The organism is Marinobacter shunpengi (assembly GCF_045449715.1).
In the GTDB taxonomy this organism is placed as follows: Bacteria; Pseudomonadota; Gammaproteobacteria; order Pseudomonadales; family Oleiphilaceae; genus Marinobacter.
The window spans coordinates 203,420-224,997 of the sequence record NZ_JBJJLA010000009.1; the positions used below are offsets into that span (position 1 = coordinate 203,420).

Below are 21,578 nucleotides of genomic sequence, written 5' to 3' on the forward strand. Positions count from 1 at the left end.
GTCGGGTAGGTGAGGGGTGGTTTTGGAGCAGGGCCATGGATGGCCCGGAGCAAGGCCGGTCCAGGGATGGGCCGTGAATTGCGGCGGAAAAACCGCCCCTCACCTGCCCGGCCCTGCACCAAAACCCTCAGGCTGACCCTGACAAAGAATCAGTAAAGCGCTTCCTCGTCATCCAGCACATCATCCAGGATTTCGAGGAAGATCTTGTCCGCCTCACTCCAGTTCTCGGGAATACGGACCGTCGTCGAGGCACTGATCTCATCCGCCATCAGCTGATGGGCATCCGGCTTGCCCCGGTGCTTGCGGGCCACCTCCACACACTTGACGGCCACCGTGGGATCACTCAGAACCTTCTTGATGAAGACCCGCATCTCATCAATCACTTTCGCCTGACGGCTCTCAGTTGCTGTACTCATAGACATCTCCGGACAGGTTCAGGGAAAGGTATCACCAAGAGTATGCAGGATACCCCACACCGGCGACCAGTCGTTAATGGGAAAGCATAAACCCGGCCCTCCTTCCTGCCGGTCTCGACGGAAGGGAGGGCGCTCAGGATCGATACGGGCGTATCAGACCATGACACCGCGAACGGTGAAGTAGAGAATGGCCGCCAGTATCGCGGATACCGGGACGGTAATGACCCAGGCCGCGGCAATCCGGATCAGGTGGGAGCGCTTGACCAGTTCCTCCCGGTAGATCTTCTTCAGGCGCTTGCGCTCCTTCTTGGACAGCGGAATCTCCTGCTTGTGCTTGCGGGCCTCCTTCAGCAGCGCCTCCATTTCCTCCACACTGGCGTTGCGGAAATCATCCAGGAACGGCTGCAGCCGCTCCCGCTCCACATCGTCATGCTTCTCCAGGATGGAGTGGATCTGACTGGCGTAGCTGCGTTTCAGGTATTCCCGCAGGAAACCCACCCCGAACACACCGCCGATGGCGATATGGGTGGAGCTGACCGGCAGCCCGAGCTGGGAGGCCAGGATCACCGTCAGGGCCGCGGACAGGGCCACACAGAAGGCCCGGGTCTTGTCCAGCTCGGTGATTTCGGAACCCACCACCTTGATCACCCGAGGACCGAACAGCAACAGACCCACGGACAGGCCCAGGGCCCCTACCATCATCACCCACAGGGGAATACTGGCGTCAGAGACGATACTGGACGCCGCCAGGGCATCGTTGATGGCAGCAAGCGGACCGATGGCATTGGCCACATCGTTGGCGCCGTGGGCAAAGCTGAGCAGGCCGGCGGCGAAGATCAGCGGCCACACGAACAGCGCATTCACACCGTCGGCATTATTCTCCATGGTGGCCGCACGGCGACTGACCCGGGCGCGGACCAGCAGGAACACCGCAACGGCCACCGCCAGCCCCACCAGCGCGGCCCCCATGAAATCCACGCTGATAACCTTCTTCACGCCCTTGATCATCAGGTAGGTGCCAAAGGCCCAGGCCATGATGGCCACCAGCAGAGGCACAAAGCGGCGGGCGCTGGCCACCAGGTCCCCCTGGTAGAGGATGGTCTTCTTGATCGCGTAGAGGAACAGGGCCGCAATCAGACCGCCCAGGGCCGGGGAAATCACCCAACTGGCGGCGATCTTGGCCATCACCGACCAGTCGGCGATGCCCCAGCCGCCAGCGGCGATACCAGCACCGAGGACGCCGCCCACGATGGAATGGGTGGTGGAGACCGGCGCCCCCATCCAGGTGGCCACGTTCAACCACAGCGCCCCTGCCAGGAGCGCCGCCGTCATCAGCCAGACGAAGCTGGATACATCGTCCAGGCGCTCTGGCGCGATGATTCCGCCCTTGATGGTGGACACCACGTCCCCACCGGCGATGAGCGCCCCGGCGGCTTCGAACACCGCCGCCAGCATCACTGCGGCAAACAGCGAAATGGCCCCGGAACCCACCGCCGGCCCCACGTTGTTGGCAACATCGTTGGCGCCAATGTTGATTGCCATGTAGCCGGCGATGACCGACGCGGCAATCAGCAGGGACTTGTTGGGGATATCACCGCCGATCTGGCCAACCACCAGACCAACAATGACCAGGAAAAACAGGCTGATGCCGATGCGATATCGTTCCGTCGACGGGCTGGTGAGGACCTGATCCGTAAAACCGGTTGATTGCGCCATATCGGGTTTCTCAATGCAGCGAATTGATTGGTGGACGGCACTATAAAATTTCTGACACGGAATTGAAATATTTCTGCCGGGATACGCCCGGGAGTATAGTCCACGACGCGGTTGGCGCCGCCTGCTTCCCGGACCGGACAACCACCGGTTGAGGGTACAGGGCGCCATCGCTACCATAGCGGCCTTTCGACCACTTCCCCGGAGGCAAGGGCACCATGACCGATATCCAGATTCTCGTAGGCAGCGTTTTTGGCGGGGCTCTGATGACCGCCCGCAGGATCAGGGAGGAGCTGGCGTCAGATCAGGTGTCCATTACCGTCCATGAGAAGCCCACACTTGAGAATCTGTCAGAGACCTCCGGCCCGGTCCTGGTATGCACCTCCACCACCGGCCAGGGCGAAATCCCCGAGAACCTGCTACCTTTTTATGTCGAGCTTCGCGACAAACTGCCCATGCAGGAAGGCCGGCCATTCGGCATCATCGTGCTGGGTGACAGCTCCTACGGCGACACCTATTGTGGCGCAGGTGAACTGATGGAGGAAGCCTTCCAGGAAGTGGCCGCCCGCAAGGTGGGGGAGACCCTGAGAATCGATGCCATGGAAACCATGGAGCCGGAGGAGGAAGCCCTGCCCTGGGTGAAGGACTGGATCGACCAGGTAAGCTGAGGGCTCGTAATGTCCTTCTGGCTGGCTGACGAGCCGGTCACACCCAAACCGGGACGAAATTCACATCCTGTACTGTTATCTGTCGGGTTTGTCGGGAATGATGCTGTGCCAGCATGACACTTGGGTAACATGCTTTTAATGTTGATCAGAGGCTCGTTAGTACAAGTGCATTCAACATCCACGGCATAACGATAACAAGACAGGCTTTCTGTGCATCGAACGGCGGTTCTGACAATCCTGCTGAGCATCCTGACCCTGGCCACTCCGGCGACCGGGCTGGCGGATACCCTTGGCGCGGACACGCTGGACGACATCGAGTACCTGCGGCTCGCCCCGGAAGAAGCCGGCCTCACGGCCCAACAGGCGCTGGCCAGGGACGACTGGCAGCCCCTGGCCGGACAGACACCGAATTTCGGATACCAGGAAGATATCTTCTGGTATCGCCTGTCCCTCCCCGCCGGGACATCCCCTTTAATTCTGCTGATCCGCTACCCCCACCTGGATGACATCCGCTTCTGGCCACTCACCAACGGCCGGCCGGGGGAGATCGTTCGTACCGGGGACAGGCTCCCCTACGACCAGCGACCGCTGGACCATCCCAACTTCCTGTTTCCGGCGGAGCGGGACGCCGGTGCGGACAACGGCATCCTGCTGCGCGTACAGACCCAGGGCGCCCACCATGTGCCAATGGAACTATGGGAGCCAGAAGCGCTCTACGCGCGGTTATCCAAGGAGGATCAGCTCCACTCCCTGTACTACGGCACCCTGATGACCATCATCCTGTTCAGCCTGATGGTGTTTGCCGGCCTCCGGGAGAAGATCTACCTGTACTACCTGGCCACCACTGCCAGCTTCCTGTTGCTACTGGCGTCACTTCGGGGCATCACCTACCCGGTACTGTGGCCCGACAGCCCGACACTGCAGAACTACAGTATCCTGCTGGCCCTCCCCCTGGCGGCCATTTCCATCGTCCTGTTCTCCCGGAAGTTTCTGGGGCTCAACCGCATCGGGGGCTGGATCCAGCACTCGGTGCAGGCGGCCACCGTGTTGAACCTGTTCGCCCTGCTGGGCGTGGCGATCTTCGACTACAACCTGTCCATCTGGCTGTCGGTGTCCATCGCCCTGCCCACCTGCATGTTGCTGGCGCTGATCGGTCCCATCCTCTGGGTGCGGGGCCACCCCCAGGCCGGCATCTACACCCTCGCCTGGGGCGCCCTCACCATTGGCAGCCTGATCACCAGTGCCAACTTCTACGGCCTGCTGCCCAACAGCTTCATCACCACCTATGGCGTCCAGCTTGGTTCGACCTTCCAGGCGCTGGTGCTGACGGCCGCCCTCGCACACCGGATCTACCGGGAACGGGAATCCCGTACCCGTTCCCGGGAAGCGGAACTTGCGGCCCTGTCCGCCCAGCGCCGGGCGGAACAGCGGTCTCTGGACCAGGCCATGAGGGAGCCCCTGACTCACCTGCCAAACCGCACCTGCTTCGAGATGAACGCCAGCGAGGCCCTCAACCTGAAACCCGGCAAACGCTGGGCTGTCTGTGTACTCAGGCTCAACAACCTCGCGGCCATCACCAAGACCCTGGGGCACCGTAACTCCGATCGCCTGATGGAACTGGTGGCCCTGCGACTGCACCGGATTGCCCGGGACCTGCCCGGCATCCAGGTCATCGGTCCCCGGGACGAGGACTGCCTCGCCGTGCTGGAGCCGGCCACCTTCGCCTACCTGCTGGATGCCGGCGCCGCCAACAGCAACCCCCGACGCGTGGCCCAGGGCATGGAACAACTCCGCGAGCCCATCGACTACCTGGGCATGCAACTCCCCCTGGACAGCTGTATCGGCGTAGCCCTGTTCCCGACCCATGGCCAGGACCTGAATACCCTGGTGCGACAGGCCTATGTCGCCCAGGAGTCCGCCATCGCCATCGAGAAGGGCCTGGCCTACTATGATCCGGCCCGGGACCCCTACAGCCCGGAACGGCTGACCCTGGTGACGGAATTGCGCAACGCCCTGGAGAACAATGAACTGGCCCTCTGGTACCAGCCCAAGCAGTGCCTGAGACGGAAGGAAATCGTGGGGGTGGAGGCCCTGATCCGCTGGCCCGGGCGACAGCCCCCGGTGCATGCCGACCAGTTGATTGCCCTGGCGGAACAGAGCGGATTGATCCGCCCGCTGACCCGCTGGGTCATGGAGCAGGCCCTGGAGGCTCGGAAGGTACTGCTGGAAGCCGGGCTGGACCTGACCGTCTCCATCAACATATCCCCCAACAATCTGCGGGAACGGGACTTCCCGCTGTTCGTCCAGCGGCTGATGGCCAGCCATCACCAGCACCAGGGCCGGCTGATCCTGGAGGTCACCGAAACCTCGATGATGCAGGACCCGGACAACTCCATGCGCACTCTACGCTCCCTGGACTACGCCGGCATCCCCCTGGCCATCGATGATTTCGGCTCCGGCTACTCCTCCCTGTCCTACATCAAGCAGCTACCGGCCTGCGAAGTGAAGATCGACCGCTCACTGATCACCGACCTGCTCACCCACACCGACGACCGGATCATCGTCAAGACCACCATCGACATGTGCCACAACCTGGGCTATCGGGTGGTGGCGGAAGGGGTGGAAGACGGGGAAACCGCAGCAATGCTGCTGGAGATGAACTGCGACATGGTCCAGGGCTACGTCCTGGCCAGGCCACAACCGCTGGCGGACCTTATCGGACAGCTCCGGTCGGAGGATGTCCGCTCAATGCGGTCGGGGCATCGCTAACGGTCGCGATACCCCGACCAAGCCAGGCCGTTGACTACTTGCCGGACTTGCGACGCCGGATCAGGGCTTCCTGGGCCGTGGAGGCCACCAGCACCCCCTCCCGGTTATAGACACTGCCCCGGTTGAAGCCCCGGCCCTCAGAGGCACTGGGGCTGTCCTTGTGATAAAGCAGCCAGTCATCCATGCGCAGATCCCGGTGGAACCAGATGGCGTGATCCAGGCTGGCCACCTGCATATTCGGGGTCATGAATGCCACACCGTGGGGATTGAGGGACGTGCCCAGGAAGGCGAAATCCGACGCATAGGCCAGCAGGCAGCGATGCAGAATGGGATCGTCCGGCAGCTCGCCCTGGGCGCGGAACCAGCTCTGTTTCTGCGGCGGCTTGATTTCCGGTGCCAGCGGATTGACCGGATCCACCGGGCGTATCTCGATGGGGCGGTTGCGGGTCAGTTGGTCGTGGAACTTCTCCGGCACCTTGTCCAGCAGGTCCTGGTTGAGCTCCTGCTCCGTGCTCAGGGATTCCGGGGCCGGTGCCTCCGGCATGTCCATCTGGTGCTCGAAACCCTCTTCCTCCACCTGGAAGGACACCGAACCAGTGAGAATTTCCTTGCCGTCCTGCCGGGCGATCACCCTCCGCACCGAAAAGCTGCCTCCGTCCCGCACCCGCTGGACTTCGTAGTCGATGGGCGCGCGGGCGTTGCCGGGGCGCAGGAAATAGGCGTGCATGGAGTGGGGCATGCGGCCCTCGATGGTGCGGGTGGAGGCCATCAGTGCCTGCCCCAGCACGTGCCCCCCGAAAAGGTTGGGGAAACCAAGGTCTTCGCTCTGGCCCTGGAAGTGGTCATCGCCGATCGGGGCGAGATCCATCAATTCAACCAGTTCTCTGGTAATGTCCTGCATGCCTGCTCCTGAAAAACACTGACCCGGCAGCACGCCGGTTCGTCGGGACGACCCTGAGGGTCGGTAGGTTACGAAGCGGTAATTTCTACCGGATACCGGATCTCAGCGCAAGGCGGGAAATGCCGGGACTACCCGGCGACTTCCGGCGCCGGGGCCAGTACCGGTGGTACCTCCTTCGACAACGCCTGCTTTTCTATCACATGGTCACCGGTTACCGCGAAGCCCAGCAACCCGCCCCGGGCGTCACGGTAAAGGGCCTTCACACTGTTGCCCTCGCGCTGGACATCCCAGTGGCCATCGCTGCTCTGGGCCGGTGGGCAGACCGCCGTCGGGCAGCAGGGCGTCTTGACCATGACCGGCATGGCGCCCCATTTCACCGGCGTCGGCTCTCCGGTGAGCGTCGCCGCCAGGGCCCGGGCCCCGGCCATCAGCGGCATCACGTACATCAGCACATGCCCCTCCACTTCCGCGCAGTCGCCCAGGGCGTAGATATCCGGTGCGCTGGTGGCCAGCCACCGGTCGGTACGGATGCCATGCCCCACCTTCAGGCCTCCGGCTGCCGCCAGCTCCGTGCGCGGTCGAAGGCCCACTGCGGAGACCACCACATCTCCCTGCAGCATAGCACCATCGCTGAGTTGCACCCGGGCCTGGCCGTTTTCCTCCGACACCGATTCGGCGGCCACACCGAGATGGAACCTCACCCCCTCAGCCTCCAGGGCCTGCCGGACCGCGTCCGCCGCCGGTTCCGGCAACAGCCCCGGCATGACCTGGGTGGACGGCGCCACAACGGTCACCTCGTAACCGCCGTTGCGCAGGTCGTTGGCGTACTCACAGCCGATCAGGCCCGCCCCGAGCAGGATCACCCGGCGATGGCCCTCTACCAGCGTGCGGAAATGCCGGTAGTCCTCCAGGTCATTGATGGAGCAGACCCGGTCGCAACCACTGACAGCCTCCGGCAGACGGATAACATCCGCACCCCAGGCCAGCACCAGTTTGCCATAGGCCAGACGTTCATCGCCGATCAGCACCTCATGGGCCTCCGGATCAATGCCGGTTACCCGGGTGTGGGTGCGCAGCTCCATATTGAGCTGTTCCGCCATGGCCCCCGCTTCCGCCTGGGCCAACTCATCGGCGGTCTTGGCCTTGGTGAACCCGGTGGAAAGCATGGGCTTGGAATAGCTGGCACCATCATCGGCGGTGATCATCATCAGCGGCAGGTCCCGGTCACGCTTGCGCAGCTCCCGGGCCAGGGAATAGCCCGACAGGCCGCTGCCGATAATCACGATGGGAGCCTGGTTACCCTGGGTGGCTGTCATGGTTCCGTTCCTCAACCGATCTCGATCATTTCGAAGTCTTCCTTGCCAACGCCGCAGTCCGGGCACTCCCAGTCCTCCGGCACGTCTTCCCAGGCGGTCCCGGGCTCAATACCATCTTCCGGCCAGCCTTCGGCCTCATCGTAGATAAAGCCGCATACCACACACTGCCATTTCCTCACGCCTGTCCTCCTGAAACAAAACGGTCCGCGCCCCTGACGTCTGGTCTGGCCGGGGCGCATGAATTCAGGCCCATAATACGCATACCCGGGAAACCGCTAAAGGACGATTCCGTAATCCATGCCCGTTCCCCATGCCCAACGCCATGGCAATCGTTGTTTTTGCGTACCCGCCGCCAGGCACCGATACTCCCTTACCGTTTTTATTTTCGCTATACTTGCGCGTTTTACGACAGGATCCGACGACTATGACCAACACCGTCGACGAGCTGAACCAGGTAATGGCGGAAGCTGACTGCCTGGTCCCCGATCAGCAGGTCTACGAGGCCATCGACACCATGGCCCGGGACATCACCGCCGCCCTGGAAGACCGTAACCCCCTGCTGTTCTGTGTCATGAATGGTGGTCTGATCCTGACCGGGCAGTTGCTGCCGCGCCTGAAGTTTCCGGTGCAGGCCGAGTACCTCCACGCCACCCGCTACCGCCAGGAAACCACCGGCGGCATCCTGGAATGGAAACTGCGCCCGGACGCCGACATGGACGGCCGCACTGTGCTGATCGTGGACGACATCCTCGACGAAGGCACCACCCTGACCGCCATCGCCGACTACTGCCGTGCCCATGGCGCCAGCGAGGTACTGACGGCGGTACTGGTGGACAAGCAACATGACCGCAAGGCCCGCCCGGACCTGAAGGCAGACTTCACCGGCCTGGAGGTGGAAGACCGCTTCCTGTTCGGTTTCGGCATGGATTATAAAGGCTACTGGCGCAACGCCCCGGGCATCTATGCGGTCAAGGGACTGTGACCCGGCAGTGATCGAGCCCGACGCACACTCCATCGTTCCCGCTGTACGCTGGTGTCGCTCGTTCCGGCAGGTCCGGCTGCATCAGCCCGACCTGCAGGGCAATGCCGCCTTCTGGCTTCAGGTTGAGGGCTCCCTCACCCGCCACCTGCAACTGCGTTGCCGGGAAAGCTTCCATGTGGAAGTGGCCAACGAAGGCTTCTCCCTCCCCAGCCGGGAAGAGGCCCTGACCCTGGGCATCCCCCACCGCCAGAGGGCCTGGATCCGCGAGGTCCGGCTCTGTGGCGACGGCAGGCCCTGGGTGCTGGCCCGCACCATTATTCCCCTGGATACCCTCAATGGCCGAGGCCGCCGCCTTCGCCATCTGGGCCGGATTCCCCTGGGTGCCTGGCTGTTCAGCCACCGGGAATGGAGCCGTGGCCCCTTGCAGGCGGGCCTCTGCCACGGCGTTGACCCCGACGCCCCCCGTTGCGCCCGGCGCTCGGTGTTCTCCAGCGACAACCACCGACTGCTGGTGGGCGAGTACTTCCTGCCCGCGCTGCTCGACCAGCCCCGGTAAACGACCCGACGCCTGTCACCCATCGCCCAGTCTTACGACACGGCCCGATAATGCTAAACTGCCGTCGTCCGATCACCAGCCGATGGAGTAACCCGATGGCCCAGGCCACCCTCTCACCCAGCCTTCGCAACCGTCTGATGGACTATGCGCAACTGCTGCGCATCAACCGCCCCATCGGCTCGCTGTTGCTGCTCTGGCCCACCTGGTGGGCCCTGTGGCTGGCGGCGGACGGCAGTTATCCCGCCATCGGCAATATTGTGGTGTTTACCCTCGGCGTATTCTTCATGCGGGCGGCGGGCTGCGCCATCAACGATTTCGCCGACCGCAAGGTGGACCGGCACGTCCGGCGCACCAAAGATCGCCCGCTCACCTCCGGCCGTATCCAGCCGAAGGAAGCCATCGCCCTGTTCCTGGGGCTGGTGCTGGCGTCCTTCCTGCTGGTGGTGCTGTTCACCAATACGCTGACGTTCTACCTCTCCTTCGGCGGGCTGGTGCTGGCCTTCATCTATCCCTTTATGAAGCGGTACACCCACCTGCCGCAACTGTTCCTTGGCGCCGCCTTTTCCTGGGCCATCCCCATGGCCTGGGCGGCGGAGGCCGGTGAACTGAGCCGCCTGACCTGGCTGCTGTTCACCGCCAACGTATTGTGGACCGTGGCCTACGACACCCTCTACGCCATGGTGGACCGGGACGACGACCTCAAGATCGGCATCAAGTCCACCGCCATCCTGTTCGGGGATGCGGACCGGGTGATTGTCGGCTGCCTCCAGGCCATGGTGGTGCTCACCCTGGTGATGGTGGGTACCCAGGCGGAGCTGGGCTTCTTCTGGTACCTGGGTGTGGCCCTGATGGCGGCGCTGTTTGGCTGGCACCAGTACCTGGCCCGGAACCGGAGCCGCGAGGGCTGTTTCGAGGCTTTCCTGAACAACAACTGGGCCGGCTTCGTGGTGTTTGCCGGCCTGGCGTTGGACAAGCTTTTCTGAGCCGGTTTGCGGGTGCCGGCCAGATCGTCGACGGAATCCGTATTTTTTCGGATGGGACGCCGCCTTTGTCATAAACTTGTAACAGTTCCCCGTTGTAATGAGGCAGCAACAACTAAAGGACTACAGGTATAAGCGCAATGTCCAAGACCGTTCTGATCGTTGACGATGAAGCGCCGATCCGCGAGATGATCGCCGTTGCCCTGGAGATGGCAGATTACAACTATCTGGAGGCTGCAGACGCCCGCGAAGCCCACGCCCTGATCGTGGACAAACAGCCGGATCTGGTCCTGCTGGACTGGATGCTGCCCGGCACCAGTGGCGTCGAGCTGGCCCGCCGTCTCAAGAAGGACGAAACCACGGCGGAAATCCCCATCATCATGCTTACCGCCAAGGTGGAGGAAGACAACAAGATCCAGGGCCTGGAAGTAGGCGCGGATGATTACATCACCAAACCCTTCTCCCCCCGGGAACTGGTGGCACGGCTGAAGGCGGTGCTACGGCGGACCACGCCAGCGGGCGTTGAGTCCCCCATCGAAGTGGATGGGTTGACCCTGGACCCGGTGGGCCACCGGGTAACCGCACCGGAAGGCGCCATCAGCATGGGGCCCACGGAATACCGCCTGTTGCAGTTCTTCATGACCCATCAGGAACGGGTCTACACCCGCTCACAACTGCTGGACCAGGTCTGGGGTGGCAACGTCTATGTGGAGGAACGCACGGTGGATGTCCACATCCGGCGCTTGCGCAAGGCCCTGGGCGACCAATATGATCACCTGATCCAGACGGTGCGCGGTACCGGCTACCGCTTCTCGACCAGGGCTGCCTGACGGTCGGTTTCGCATCGTCGGCAATATCGCAGTCTGCCCGTACAACGAGAGCAGCAGGTCAGGTTTCCATGAATTACAAGTGGTCCCGATATCTGAGACTGATCCTGGTCATCCTGGCCCTGGCCACCGGGGTTGGAGCCATCTTCGGGTACCCCATGCAAGGCCTGCTTGCCGGTCTGCTGCTGTACCTGGGCTGGACCCTCGCCCAGGCCCGCAAGCTCTACCAGTGGCTGAGCCATCCCGGCGCCGGCCAGGAAGCCCCGGCCAGCATCGGTCTGTGGGGTGACATCTTCGACGGGCTACACAAGCTGCACCAGGGTCACCTGGCCACCCAGGACCGATTGCTCGCCCAGTTCAACCGCCTGCAGGAATCCACCAATGCCATGCGTGACGGTGTGGTGATGACCGATGCCAACGGCGTGCTGGTGTGGTGGAACGGTTCCGCGTCCTACCTGCTGGGTCTCCAGCGCCAGACCGACCGTGGCCAGCCCATCCAGAACCTGCTGCGCGCGCCCGCCTTCCAGGCCTACTTCGAAAAGCGCGACTACCGCGAGCCCCTGGAACTGAATTCCCCCGCCCGATCCCACCTGCACCTGCAGATCCAGATCAGCCTGTTCGGAGAGGATGACCGCCTGATTGTGGTCAAGGATGTCACCCGCCTGTTCCAGCTTGAGCAGATGCGCCGGGATTTTGTCAGCAACGTGTCCCATGAGATGCGTACGCCGCTGACGGTGATCAGTGGGTACCTGGAAACCATGGTGGACTATTCCGACGAACTGCCGGCCCGGTGGAAGCGGGCCATCGAGACCATGGCCCAGCAGTCCACCCGCATGGAAGCACTGATCACTGACCTGTTGCTGCTGTCGAAACTGGAAACCGGGGAGCAGCACGGCGCCGAAGCGGCGGTGGATATCCGCACCATGTGCGAGCAGATCTGTCAGGACGCCCGGGCCCTCAGTGGCGACTCCGGCCACGAATTCCACCTGGATATCGGCGACCGCCATCACCTGCGGGGCGACGAGGACCAGTTGCGCAGCGCCTTTTCCAACCTGATCTTCAATGCGGTCAAGTACACCCCCGCCAGGGGCAGCATCTACGTGACCTGGTTTACCAACCGCGACGGTGCCCACCTGTCAGTGAAGGACACCGGCATCGGCATCGACCCCATCCATATTCCCCGGCTCACCGAGCGTTTCTACCGGGCCGACCCCAGCCGCCACAAGGAAACTGGCGGTACCGGCCTGGGCCTGGCCATCGTCAAGCATGTACTGCTGAACCACGATGGTGAACTGGAGATCCTCAGCGAGATTGGCGACGGCAGCGAGTTCATCTGCCACTTCCCCCGGGAACGGCTGGCGGAACCAGACCCGGAAGACGAATCAGCGCCTGAAACCAGCAATGAAGTGTGACAGGTCTTCCAGCTTCTTCGGGTCATCGTCCACGAAGCGTACGGTCACGCTGACAAAATCCGTATCCCGACGCTTGTCCACGGCCTGTAGCTGGTGCACATAGCCATTGAGCCGGGCCATCTGGCCGTCCGCCACCTCCAGGTCCACCACCGCCTGGTCGAGAATACCCGGAAAGGCCTGGTCCCGCCGGGCAATGACCCGGACCTCCGACAGGGTAATGTCCTTGATCACACACTTGAGGGTACTGTCGGCAAAGCGGATAGCCGCCACCACCAGGCGACCGTTGCTGGCCGACTTCCGGGGAGCGATTTCCGGCGCGCTGTCGGCAACGATGGATTTGGCGCCGGTAAGCAGATCGGCGGAATCCCGGAAGGCGTCACCCTGGGCCGGCGGTTTGCGCCCGCCCTCGGCCATCGCCCGTTGCAGGGTCTTGCCCATCACCTTCATGACCTTCCGGCTCAGTCCCTCGGGGCTGAACGGCTTGCCCAGGTATTCCGAGACCCCCTCCTGCACCGCCTCCACCACGTGGCTCTTGTCGCCCCGACTGGTGATCATGATGAACGGCACCTGGCGGTAGTGCTCTTCGGCACGCACCCACTGCAACAGCTCCAGCCCGGACATCTCCGGCATCTCCCAGTCACAGAGGATCAGGTCAAACCGGGCACGGGACATCAGCGACTGGGCCCGGCGACCGTTCTGTGCCTCAGTCACCTCGATCACCGGGAAACGCTGGCGCAGGGTGCGTTTCACCAGATCCCGTACAAAACTGGCGTCATCAACCACCAGCGCTTTCAGTACTGCCATAACTCTGCCATCCTCGATTCGCCCGCCGTTCACACCGTCCCTTAATGGCGCTGGCATGGACTGTTTACCGTGATCCCAAACACGCTACTATAGAGCCTGTTCAACAGGACTGAGAGGTTTACGTGGTCAAGACCCTGAAATACCGACAGCGGATGTCATATCCCTTCACCCAACAACGTTTGTTCACCGCCCTGATGGTAACCGGCAGCCTGGCCCTGACGGGTCTGTCCCCGGCCACCCTCGCCGACGACAGTGCCGACCAGCCGCGGGAACCCGCCGATTTCCAACAGTGCCTCACCCGTATCGGGCAACAGGCGGTAGCCGAGGGAGTCTCCCGGGATACCGCCGATGTTGTCCTGGCCCGGGCGGAATTCCTGCCGCGGGTGATCGAGCTTGACCGCCATCAGCCGGAGTTCACCACCACCTTTGCCGACTACCTTGGCCGGCGGGTCAGCGAGACCCGCATCGAGCGTGGCCGCGAAATGCTGGAGCAACACCGTGAGCTGCTGAACCGGGTCAGCGAAGAAACCGGCGTGCCCCCCGCCTACCTGGTGTCATTCTGGGGCCTTGAAACCAACTATGGCAGCTATTTCGGAAAAATGCCTGTTCCCAGCGCCCTCGCCACCCTGGCCTGCGACAAGCGACGGGGTGACTATTTCTCCGGGGAACTGGTGTCCGCCCTGAAGATCCTCGACGAGGGCGCCATCGAACCGGACCGCATGGAAGGTTCCTGGGCCGGCGCCATGGGCCACGTGCAATTCATGCCGTCGGTGTTCCTCCGCTACGCCACCGATGCCGACGGTGATGGCCGCCGGGACCTCTGGAACAGCGTACCCGATGCCATGATGTCCGCCGGCCGGTTCCTCCAGAGCATGGGATGGGACCCGGACTACCGCTGGGGACGCGAGGTACTGCTGCCCGAAGGATTCGACTATTCCATGACCGGGGCCGGCAAACGGACCCTGGCCCAGTGGAATGCGCTGGGCGTCACCGATATACACGGCAATCCACTGGCGGAAGAGCCCATCAAAGCCAAGCTGGTGGTTCCCGCCGGCCACCGGGGCCCCGCCTTCCTGGCCTATGACAACTTCCGGGTCATCATGGGCTGGAACCGGTCCGAGTACTACGCCATTGCCGTGGGTCACCTGGCGGATCGCATCGCCGGCGCTGACGGGCTGAAAAACCCGCCACCGGAGGACGTTCCGGCCCTGTCCCGGGACGATGTGCAGAAACTGCAGTCCGCCCTCAATGCCCGGGGGTTTGACTCGGGCCACCCGGACGGCATCCTCGGCCCCAACACCCGCTCCGCCATTCGACGCTTCCAGTCCAGCGAGGGTCTGATCGCCGATGGTTTCCCGGGGCCGGAACTGCTGGAAAGCCTGGGAGTCCAACCGACATCGTCATGAACGGACAGCACCAGGATATGACGCTATGGATTCCATAACCCAGGCGGTCCTGGGCGCCTCCATCGGCGGAGCCGTGGCCGGACGCACCCTTGGCCGGGTAGCGTTCGTCGGTGGTGCCCTGCTGGGCACGCTGCCAGACATGGACGTGATCATCGACTACGGCAGCGCCATCGCCAATTTCACCCAGCACCGGGGGTTCAGCCATTCCCTGCTGGTGCTGGTGCCGTTGGGCATAGCCCTGGCCCTGACCTTCCATCGCTGGAAACCCCAGCTCTCCCTGGCCCGCTGGCTGGCCTTCACCCTGCTGATCCTGGTGACCCATCCGCTGCTGGACTGCCTGACCACCTACGGCACCCAGCTGTTTTGGCCCTTCGGCCCGCCCGTGGCCACCACCAGCATATTCATCATCGACCCGCTCTATACGCTGCCGCTGCTGGCGGCTGTGGTTTATGGCGTGTGGAAGCCCTCCACCCCCCGGGCCCAGGGAGCGGCGCTGACGCTATCGTCCCTCTACCTGGTCTGGGCCCTGGGCGCCCAGGCCCTGGTGGACGGGCGGGTTGGCAATGAGCTGGCCACCCAGGGACTGTCGGAGGCACCACGCATGGTCCAGCCCATGCCCTTCACCACGCTGTTGTGGCGGGTTACGGTACTGGGGGAGGATGAACGGCTGGAAATCGTCACCGGGCCACTGGAGGGTGACCAGCCACTAACCATCGAACGCTTTCCGAGAAACCCGGTCCTCATCGACCGCGTTGCCTCATTCCCGGAAGGTCAGCGACTGATCTGGTTTACCGGAAGTTTCCTCGACGTGTTCGAGCGCGATGACCGGTTGCTGGCCACCGACATCCGGCTGGGCGTACCCGGCGCCCATCCGTTCACCTTCGTCATCGCCCGCCGAAACAGCCAGGACCAGTGGACCGCCACCAACAGCACCCAGGAGCCACGCCCCGCCATGCGTGACGACGCCCTGCGGGCCTTCTGGTCCCGACTCACCGGTGAGGCCGATGTCCTCTGCATGGCCACTTCCGAAGCGCTGCCCGCCGGCGAGACTTGCTCCTGACCATGCGACTGGACGCCTACCTTTCCCGCTGCACCAGCCTGTCCCGCAAGGACGCCCGCCGCGCCATCAAGGCCGGCCGGGTACTGGTGGATGGTGATCCGGTCAGCAAGGCATCAGCCCCGATACCGGACCCGGCGGCCGTTACCCTGGACGGCGAACCGCTGTCGCTGCCCGGGCACCGGTACCTGATGCTCCACAAGCCGGCGGGCCTGCTGAGCGCCACCACCGATGCCAGCCAGCCGGTGGTGACCGACCTGTTGCCGGAGGAACTGGCGACCCGTGTGCACCCGGTGGGTCGACTGGACCTGGACACCACCGGCCTGCTGTTGCTGACCTCCGACGGTCAGTGGTCCCACCGGATCACCTCCCCCCGACACCAGTGCCCCAAGACCTACCGGGTGACCCTGACGGAACCGCTGACGGACGATGGCTGCCGGCAACTGGAAAGCGGGGTCTATCTGCGCCATGAAGACCGCACCACCCGGCCCGCGGTGGTGGAGCGACAGTCCGACACCGTGGTCGACCTGACCATCACGGAAGGGCGCTATCACCAGGTCAAACGGATGATGGCCGCCATCGGCAACCATGTGGAGACCCTGCACCGCCACCGGATCGGCTCCGTGACACTGGATGACACCCTGGCACCCGGCGAGTTCCGGAACATGACCGAGGATGAGATCCGCCGGTTGGCGCTCCCCGGGTAACGCTATCAGCCGCGCTCGAAACGCCCCGCCTCCAGGTTCTTCCTGACCCTGCCGGCCTCGAACACCTCCCCGTTCATGGCCACATACACCCCCGGGGGCAACAGGCCCACTGCCGCCACCGCAAAGCCGAGGTTAAACACCGCATCGCTGCGGCGCATCCTGGCCGGCTGCATCGCGCCAAAAAGCACAATGGTCTTGTCGGCCATGCCAGACAGCACCGCCGCCGTACTGGCCATGGTGTCGGTACCGTGGGTAACAATGATCCGCTGCTCCGGGCAGGCCTCCACCGCGTCCCGTACCCGCCGCCGGTCGGCATCGGTCATCTCCAGGCTGTCCTTGCGGAGCAGCCCGGTCATGCACCAGGGCACGGTGACGTTCGCCTCCTCCAGCAGTTCGGGGAGCAGGCTGTCACCGACCGCAAACTCGCTGTTGGCGTCGTGGTAGATCTTGTCGATGGTGCCACCGGTGGTGAACAGATGGATCATGGCGGTTCTCCTGTGAAATGACGGAATACGGGACCTCCCCGGACGCCCAGACTGCCATGATAACCGATACGCCCGCTCACACCGGACTGACCCAAATCAACACCGACCTGTGGTATACGGTCTACCCTGAGCCATACTGGACACACCGGAGGCTTACCATGAGCACACCTTTTGCCGATCTGCAGATGCTGGACCGGATGGCCGGCCAGGACACGGAATTTGCCCGCTGGCGCAAGGGCTATGGTGTTATCCGACACCTGCCCGACACCCAGCACCAGGCCCTGAAACTGGCGGAGCAACTGGTGTCCGACGGCCTGCAACCGGATACCGCCACGGTGTTCCGCGTCCTGGCGGCCCTGGACCGGCTGACCAGTGCCGGCCTCTGGCTGGTGGTGCACATGACCTATGCACTGCGGGTACGCCCCGATGGCACGGCCCTGCAATCCGCAGACTTCAAGAGCAACCCGGAGGGCCATACCGGGGGCGCCCTGAACATGGTGCCGGGCTACGCCGCCTACATGGCCCTCAACGCTCTCACCGGTGAGACCCGTAGCTGGCTGATGGGCCAGGGACATTGCGTGGCGGCCATCGAGTCCATCAATGTGCTGCTGGACAACCTGAACCCGGAGCAGGCCGTCCGCTATGGCGGCGTTGGTGGCCTCGACCGGCTGGTCACCGACTTCTACAGCTACCGCCAGCGGGCGGACGGCCGCAACGAGGCGCCCCTGGGCAGTCACGTGAACCCCCATACCGCTGGCGGCATCCTGGAAGGGGGCTACCTCGGGTTCGCGGAACTCCAGTATGTGCACATGCCCCTGCCCGGAGAAACCCTGGTGGCCTTCCTGTCCGACGGTGCGGCGGAGGAGCAGCGGGGCAGTGACTGGGCGCCCCGCTGGTGGCGAAGCGAGGACTGTGGCCTGCCCTTGCCGGTGATGATCGCCAATGGCCGGCGTATCGAGCAGCGCACGGAACTGGGCACCCGCGAGGGGCTGGATGGTTTCATCACCCACCTCAAGCGTGCCGGTTTCGATGCCATTCGTTTCGATGGCCGGGATCCCGCCGCCTTCGTCTGTACGCTGTTCACCATGGAACGATGCCTCAGGACCGCCGCCCGGGAGTATAGCCAGGGCCTGCGCCGCTACCCCCTGCCGGTTCCCTACGGCATCGCTGAAACCGTCAAGGGCCATGGTTTTTACGGGGCCGGCAGCAACGCCGCCCATAACCTGCCGCTACCTGGCAGCCCCCGCCATGACGACAGGGCCCGGGAGCTGTTCAACCACCACACCGGTATCCTCCATGTGCCTGAGACCGACCTGAGGGACGCCGTCGGGCTGCTGCGTAATCACCGGCGCCAGCAGAGGCCACGGGAGAAGGACCATCCCCTTGCGGTAAGGGCCCCGGACACGCCGGCCGTTCCGGAATTACCAGCCCGGAACGATACCTGCTCGCCGATGCTGGCGGTGGACGATTTCTTCCAGGCCCTGGTGGCCTGCAACCCGCGACTGCGCCCCCGGGTCGGGAATCCGGATGAACTGGCCAGCAACCGGCTGTCCGGTGTCCTCAGCGCCCTGCGACATCGGGTGGACGACCCGGAGAATGACCAGGAATCGGTCCACGGCATGGTCATCACGGCCCTGAACGAGGAAGCTGTGGTGTCCGCCTGCCTGGCCAACAAGGGTGGCCTGAACCTGGTGGCCAGCTACGAGGCCTTCTGCGTCAAGATGCTGGGCGCCATTCGCCAGGAACTGATCTTCGCCCGTCACCAGAAGGAGCTGGACCGGCCCGCCCAATGGCTGGGGTTCCCGGTGATCGCCACCTCCCATAGCTGGGAGAACGGCAAGAACGAACAGTCCCACCAGGACACCACCTTCTGCGAGGCCCTGCTGGGGGAAATGAACGACATGGTCCGCGTGCTCTTCCCGGCGGACTACAACAGTACCCAGGCGCTGCTGCCGGAGATCTACACCAGCCGTGGGCAACTGGCCTGCATGGTCATTCCCAAGCGCGACCGGCCCTGCGTCTTTACCCGGGAGGAAGCCCGGCAACTGGCCCGCACCGGGGCCCAGATGGTGGACGAAGACCTGTCGCAGGGCACCCCGCTGTTGCTGGTGGCCAATGGGGCCTACCAGCTCTCCGAACTGATCCGCGCCAGTGAACGCCTGCGGGACGCCAATACCCCGTTCCGGCTGGTATACGTCCAGGAACCGGGCCGCTTTCGTGACCCCCGGGACCGTTTCGAGGCGACCGGCACCCTGCCAGAGGCGGACCGGGAACGGCTGTTCCCCCGGGATTACGCCCACCGGGTGGTGCTGACCCATATGCGCCCGGAAGTCTTCCGTGGCCATGCCACAGGCATTTGCGGTGGCAACGGGCACACCCGGGTACTGGGCTATATCAACCGTGGCGGCACCCTCAACGAGGCGGGCATGCTGTTCGCCAACCACTGCACGTGGGCCCACGCCCTCGCCCGGGGTGCCGAGCTGTTGGGCCGGCCGGCCAGCGACTTCCTCACCGATGAGGAAATTGCGGCCGTGACAGGTCACGGTGATCCCCGCGTCCTGACGGCATAGTCACCCCTGGGCGGATGTCCCGGCGCCCTTCAGAAGTTGACGAAAATCCGCTGTCGGCATGGGGGCCGCTCGCAGGTACCCCTGGAAGCTGTCGCAGCCGAGCGCCGCCAACATCCCTAGCTGGCGATCCTGCTCCACGCCCTCGGCCTGAACCTCCAGTTCCAGGGCCTGCCCCATGCGGACAATGGCCTTGACGATGCCCTGCCCGCCACCACCGGCGGCGGTGAGTTCATTCACGAAACTGCGGTCGATCTTGAGTTTGTCCACCTTGAAACGACCGAGGTAGCTGAGGGAGGAGTAGCCGGTGCCGAAGTCGTCGATCGCCAGCCGCACCCCCGTATTCCGGATCTCGCCCAGCAGTTGCGCGGTGCGCTCACCCAGCGTCAGAAGACTGCTCTCGGTAAGCTCCACCTCCAGCTGGTGGGGCGGCACCCCGGCCTCGCTGACGACCCGTTTCAGGAAGCCGGGAAAATGACCACGCTGCAACTGGCGGGATGAGACATTGACCGCCACGAAGCCCGGCTCCAGCCCCTCATCCAGCCATGCCCGTACCTGCCGGGCGGCCTCTTCCACGACCCAGCCGCCCAGGTCGACGATCAGGCCGGTCTCCTCCGCCAGGGGGATGAATTCACCGGGCGAGACCAGTCCCCACTGGGGATGGCGCCAGCGCAGCAGGGCCTCTGACCCGATCAGTTCACCCGAGGCGACGGCGTAGACCGGCTGGTAGAACAGTTCGAACTCACGGCGCGCCATACCGGTGGTCAGGGCCTCCTCCAGTTCCAGCCGACGCCGGGCCAGACGGGTCATATCGGCGTTATAGAAAGCGAAGGTGTTCTTACCGGCCAGCTTGGCCTCCGACAAGGCGGAGTCAGCCTGGCTGAACAGGCGGGAAACATCCTGACTGTCACTGTCCCGGTTACCATCGGCCAGGCAGATACCGATACTGGCCCGGACCATGACCCGGGTGCTGTCATTCAGCCGGAAACCGGCGCCCAGGGCATCCAGCAACCGGGTGGCCAGGTGTTCCACCTCTTTCTGGTCGGTTACATGGGGTACCATCACCACAAATTCATCGCCGCCGAAGCGGCCCAGTTCATGGCCATCGGACAGACACTGCAGGATGCGCTGGCCGGCCATCTGCAACAGCCGGTCACCAAGCTGGTGACCGTGGGATTCGTTGATGGTCTTGAAATCATCCAGGTCGATGAAAAGTACCGCCACCCGGTTGCGACCCTCCCCGGAGGTCTGGCGCAGGGCATTACGGATGTGTTCGGACATCATCGCCCGGTTGGGCAGGTCGGTCAGGGGGTCATAGAACGCCAGGTAACGCAGGCGCTCCTTGTCGGCCTTTTCCTCGGTAATATCGGTGACAAACAGCACGTAGTAGGCAACGTTCTTCTTACGATCGTTCACCCGTGTTACCGTCACCCACTGGTTGTAGAGGGAACCGTCCCGGCGCCAGGCAACCACCTCACCCTGCCAGAGGCCGATCTCGTCCACCTCACGCCAGAGTTCATCGTAGAACGCCTCGGTGTGGGCGCCTGAGCGAAATTCCGAGAGCTGCCGACCCAGGATACGGTCCAGTCTGTTCCCGGCCATGCGTTCAACGGCCGGGTTGGCATAGATGACCCGGTGGTCCGCATCCGCCGCCAGGATGCCGGTATGGGCCTGCTCGATCATCGAGCTCTGCAGTGACATGAAGCTGGAGGCATGCTCCAGCCGGCGAATGGAACGATGGAACAGCCAGCCGATCACCAGGGCGCTGGCCGCCACAAAGAACCAGTCCTTGAAAGTCTGGGCCCTGGACAGCACATTATAGCCAGCATCGGCAAACAGCCAGGCCACCAGGTCATCGGAGAAGAGAATCCACAGGCTCCCCAGCGCCAGGTAGATCAGGGCGATTCCCAGTGGTGATGTCCTGGCGTCTGGTAAGGACACGACGAGCACCTCCGCAACTCCGACAACAAAACCTGATGTCCCCTGGCAGGAGCCCGCTTCCTGTGTCACGG

General features: G+C 63.7%; 19 protein-coding genes. 11 read left to right on the plus strand and 8 right to left on the minus strand.

Going from position 1 to position 21,578, the window contains the following annotated elements:
• Positions 1–149: 149 nt before the first annotated feature.
• On the minus strand, positions 150–416 hold the full coding sequence (locus tag ACJO3T_RS03985) for a hypothetical protein (RefSeq protein WP_328190112.1): 267 nt from the start codon (positions 414–416) through the stop codon (positions 150–152).
• Positions 417–569: 153 nt separating this feature from the next.
• Positions 570–2,132 carry an inorganic phosphate transporter gene (locus ACJO3T_RS03990; RefSeq protein WP_406965968.1) on the minus strand — a complete coding sequence of 521 codons (1,563 nt, stop codon included), beginning with the start codon at positions 2,130–2,132 and terminating at the stop codon, positions 570–572.
• 215 nt (positions 2,133–2,347) lie between these two features.
• Between ACJO3T_RS03990 and ACJO3T_RS03995 the strand changes: the two genes are divergently transcribed.
• Together ACJO3T_RS03995 and ACJO3T_RS04000 are read left to right on the plus strand one after the other, a co-directional pair.
• Positions 2,348–2,797: a flavodoxin gene (locus ACJO3T_RS03995; RefSeq protein ID WP_406965967.1), complete on the plus strand. Its 450-nt coding sequence runs from the start codon at positions 2,348–2,350 to the stop codon at positions 2,795–2,797.
• Positions 2,798–3,007: 210 nt separating this feature from the next.
• Complete coding sequence (locus tag ACJO3T_RS04000) at positions 3,008–5,566, plus strand: EAL domain-containing protein (protein WP_406965965.1); 2,559 nt, start codon at positions 3,008–3,010, stop codon at positions 5,564–5,566.
• A 34-nt stretch (positions 5,567–5,600) separates the two neighbouring features.
• Here ACJO3T_RS04000 and tesB read toward each other — a convergent pair whose 3' ends face one another.
• The 3 genes from tesB to ACJO3T_RS04015 all read right to left on the minus strand — a co-directional run bounded on the left by tesB (position 5,601) and on the right by ACJO3T_RS04015 (position 7,962).
• Complete coding sequence (tesB, locus tag ACJO3T_RS04005; protein WP_406965964.1) at positions 5,601–6,467, minus strand: acyl-CoA thioesterase II; 867 nt, start codon at positions 6,465–6,467, stop codon at positions 5,601–5,603.
• A gap of 128 nt (positions 6,468–6,595) precedes the next feature.
• A complete protein-coding gene (locus tag ACJO3T_RS04010) occupies positions 6,596–7,783 on the minus strand; it encodes an FAD-dependent oxidoreductase (RefSeq protein ID WP_406977851.1) in 1,188 nt (395 codons plus the stop codon).
• An 11-nt stretch (positions 7,784–7,794) separates the two neighbouring features.
• On the minus strand, positions 7,795–7,962 hold the full coding sequence (locus ACJO3T_RS04015) for a rubredoxin (protein WP_406965961.1): 168 nt from the start codon (positions 7,960–7,962) through the stop codon (positions 7,795–7,797).
• Between the two features lie 245 nt (positions 7,963–8,207).
• Here ACJO3T_RS04015 and ACJO3T_RS04020 point away from each other — a divergent pair, with 245 nt between their 5' ends.
• The 5 genes from ACJO3T_RS04020 to phoR all read left to right on the plus strand — a co-directional run bounded on the left by ACJO3T_RS04020 (position 8,208) and on the right by phoR (position 12,540).
• Complete coding sequence (locus ACJO3T_RS04020) at positions 8,208–8,765, plus strand: hypoxanthine-guanine phosphoribosyltransferase (protein WP_406977853.1); 558 nt, start codon at positions 8,208–8,210, stop codon at positions 8,763–8,765.
• Positions 8,746–9,321 (plus strand): chorismate--pyruvate lyase family protein, encoded by a 576-nt coding sequence (locus tag ACJO3T_RS04025; RefSeq protein ID WP_406977854.1) that lies wholly within the window; start codon positions 8,746–8,748, stop codon positions 9,319–9,321. The genes ACJO3T_RS04020 and ACJO3T_RS04025 overlap by 20 nt, the downstream gene beginning before the upstream one ends.
• 95 nt (positions 9,322–9,416) lie before the next feature.
• Positions 9,417–10,304, plus strand: coding sequence for a 4-hydroxybenzoate octaprenyltransferase (gene ubiA / locus ACJO3T_RS04030; RefSeq protein WP_406965958.1), 888 nt, complete (start codon positions 9,417–9,419; stop codon positions 10,302–10,304).
• Between the two features lie 137 nt (positions 10,305–10,441).
• Positions 10,442–11,131, plus strand: coding sequence for a phosphate regulon transcriptional regulator PhoB (gene phoB / locus ACJO3T_RS04035; protein ID WP_406965956.1), 690 nt, complete (start codon positions 10,442–10,444; stop codon positions 11,129–11,131).
• A 68-nt stretch (positions 11,132–11,199) separates the two neighbouring features.
• Positions 11,200–12,540, plus strand: coding sequence for a phosphate regulon sensor histidine kinase PhoR (gene phoR, locus ACJO3T_RS04040; protein ID WP_406977855.1), 1,341 nt, complete (start codon positions 11,200–11,202; stop codon positions 12,538–12,540).
• Here the strand turns inward: phoR and ACJO3T_RS04045 are convergent.
• Positions 12,511–13,344, minus strand: a complete 834-nt coding sequence (locus ACJO3T_RS04045; protein WP_406965953.1) for a response regulator — start codon at positions 13,342–13,344, stop codon at positions 12,511–12,513. The two genes, phoR and ACJO3T_RS04045, sit on opposite strands and share 30 nt — an antisense overlap.
• Positions 13,345–13,538: 194 nt before the next feature.
• Between ACJO3T_RS04045 and ACJO3T_RS04050 the strand changes: the two genes are divergently transcribed.
• From ACJO3T_RS04050 to ACJO3T_RS04060, 3 genes are read left to right on the plus strand one after another with little or no spacing between them, the layout of a single operon-like run.
• The gene (locus ACJO3T_RS04050) at positions 13,539–14,750 is read left to right on the plus strand and encodes a lytic murein transglycosylase (RefSeq protein ID WP_406966190.1); all 1,212 of its coding nucleotides are present in this window, start codon (positions 13,539–13,541) and stop codon (positions 14,748–14,750) included.
• Positions 14,751–14,775: 25 nt separating this feature from the next.
• Positions 14,776–15,810 (plus strand): metal-dependent hydrolase, encoded by a 1,035-nt coding sequence (locus tag ACJO3T_RS04055; RefSeq protein ID WP_406965952.1) that lies wholly within the window; start codon positions 14,776–14,778, stop codon positions 15,808–15,810.
• Complete coding sequence (locus ACJO3T_RS04060; protein WP_406965951.1) at positions 15,801–16,514, plus strand: pseudouridine synthase; 714 nt, start codon at positions 15,801–15,803, stop codon at positions 16,512–16,514. Before ACJO3T_RS04055 ends, ACJO3T_RS04060 begins: the two co-directional genes overlap by 10 nt.
• A gap of 5 nt (positions 16,515–16,519) precedes the next feature.
• On the opposite strand, the gene ACJO3T_RS04065 is transcribed toward ACJO3T_RS04060, so the two are convergent.
• Positions 16,520–16,999 (minus strand): asparaginase domain-containing protein, encoded by a 480-nt coding sequence (locus ACJO3T_RS04065; protein WP_406965950.1) that lies wholly within the window; start codon positions 16,997–16,999, stop codon positions 16,520–16,522.
• Between the two features lie 158 nt (positions 17,000–17,157).
• Here ACJO3T_RS04065 and ACJO3T_RS04070 point away from each other — a divergent pair, with 158 nt between their 5' ends.
• The gene (locus ACJO3T_RS04070; RefSeq protein ID WP_406965949.1) at positions 17,158–19,569 is read left to right on the plus strand and encodes a phosphoketolase family protein; all 2,412 of its coding nucleotides are present in this window, start codon (positions 17,158–17,160) and stop codon (positions 19,567–19,569) included.
• Here the strand turns inward: ACJO3T_RS04070 and ACJO3T_RS04075 are convergent, their stop codons facing one another.
• Complete coding sequence (locus ACJO3T_RS04075; RefSeq protein WP_406977856.1) at positions 19,570–21,507, minus strand: putative bifunctional diguanylate cyclase/phosphodiesterase; 1,938 nt, start codon at positions 21,505–21,507, stop codon at positions 19,570–19,572.
• Positions 21,508–21,578 lie beyond the last annotated feature (71 nt).

Bases quoted from the DNA above. Each gene is read 5' to 3' on its own strand.
- ACJO3T_RS03985 (WP_328190112.1), bottom strand. From the start codon at position 416: ATGAGTACAGCAACTGAGAGCCGTCAGGCGAAAGTGATTGATGAGATG.
- ACJO3T_RS03990 (WP_406965968.1), bottom strand. From the start codon at position 2,132: ATGGCGCAATCAACCGGTTTTACGGATCAGGTCCTCACCAGCCCGTCG.
- ACJO3T_RS03995 (WP_406965967.1), top strand. From the start codon at position 2,348: ATGACCGATATCCAGATTCTCGTAGGCAGCGTTTTTGGCGGGGCTCTG.
- tesB (WP_406965964.1), bottom strand. From the start codon at position 6,467: ATGCAGGACATTACCAGAGAACTGGTTGAATTGATGGATCTCGCCCCG.
- ACJO3T_RS04010 (WP_406977851.1), bottom strand. From the start codon at position 7,783: ATGACAGCCACCCAGGGTAACCAGGCTCCCATCGTGATTATCGGCAGC.
- ACJO3T_RS04020 (WP_406977853.1), top strand. From the start codon at position 8,208: ATGACCAACACCGTCGACGAGCTGAACCAGGTAATGGCGGAAGCTGAC.
- ACJO3T_RS04025 (WP_406977854.1), top strand. From the start codon at position 8,746: ATGCGGTCAAGGGACTGTGACCCGGCAGTGATCGAGCCCGACGCACAC.
- ubiA (WP_406965958.1), top strand. From the start codon at position 9,417: ATGGCCCAGGCCACCCTCTCACCCAGCCTTCGCAACCGTCTGATGGAC.
- phoB (WP_406965956.1), top strand. From the start codon at position 10,442: ATGTCCAAGACCGTTCTGATCGTTGACGATGAAGCGCCGATCCGCGAG.
- phoR (WP_406977855.1), top strand. From the start codon at position 11,200: ATGAATTACAAGTGGTCCCGATATCTGAGACTGATCCTGGTCATCCTG.
- ACJO3T_RS04045 (WP_406965953.1), bottom strand. From the start codon at position 13,344: ATGGCAGTACTGAAAGCGCTGGTGGTTGATGACGCCAGTTTTGTACGG.
- ACJO3T_RS04050 (WP_406966190.1), top strand. From the start codon at position 13,539: ATGGTAACCGGCAGCCTGGCCCTGACGGGTCTGTCCCCGGCCACCCTC.
- ACJO3T_RS04055 (WP_406965952.1), top strand. From the start codon at position 14,776: ATGGATTCCATAACCCAGGCGGTCCTGGGCGCCTCCATCGGCGGAGCC.
- ACJO3T_RS04065 (WP_406965950.1), bottom strand. From the start codon at position 16,999: ATGATCCATCTGTTCACCACCGGTGGCACCATCGACAAGATCTACCAC.
- ACJO3T_RS04070 (WP_406965949.1), top strand. From the start codon at position 17,158: ATGAGCACACCTTTTGCCGATCTGCAGATGCTGGACCGGATGGCCGGC.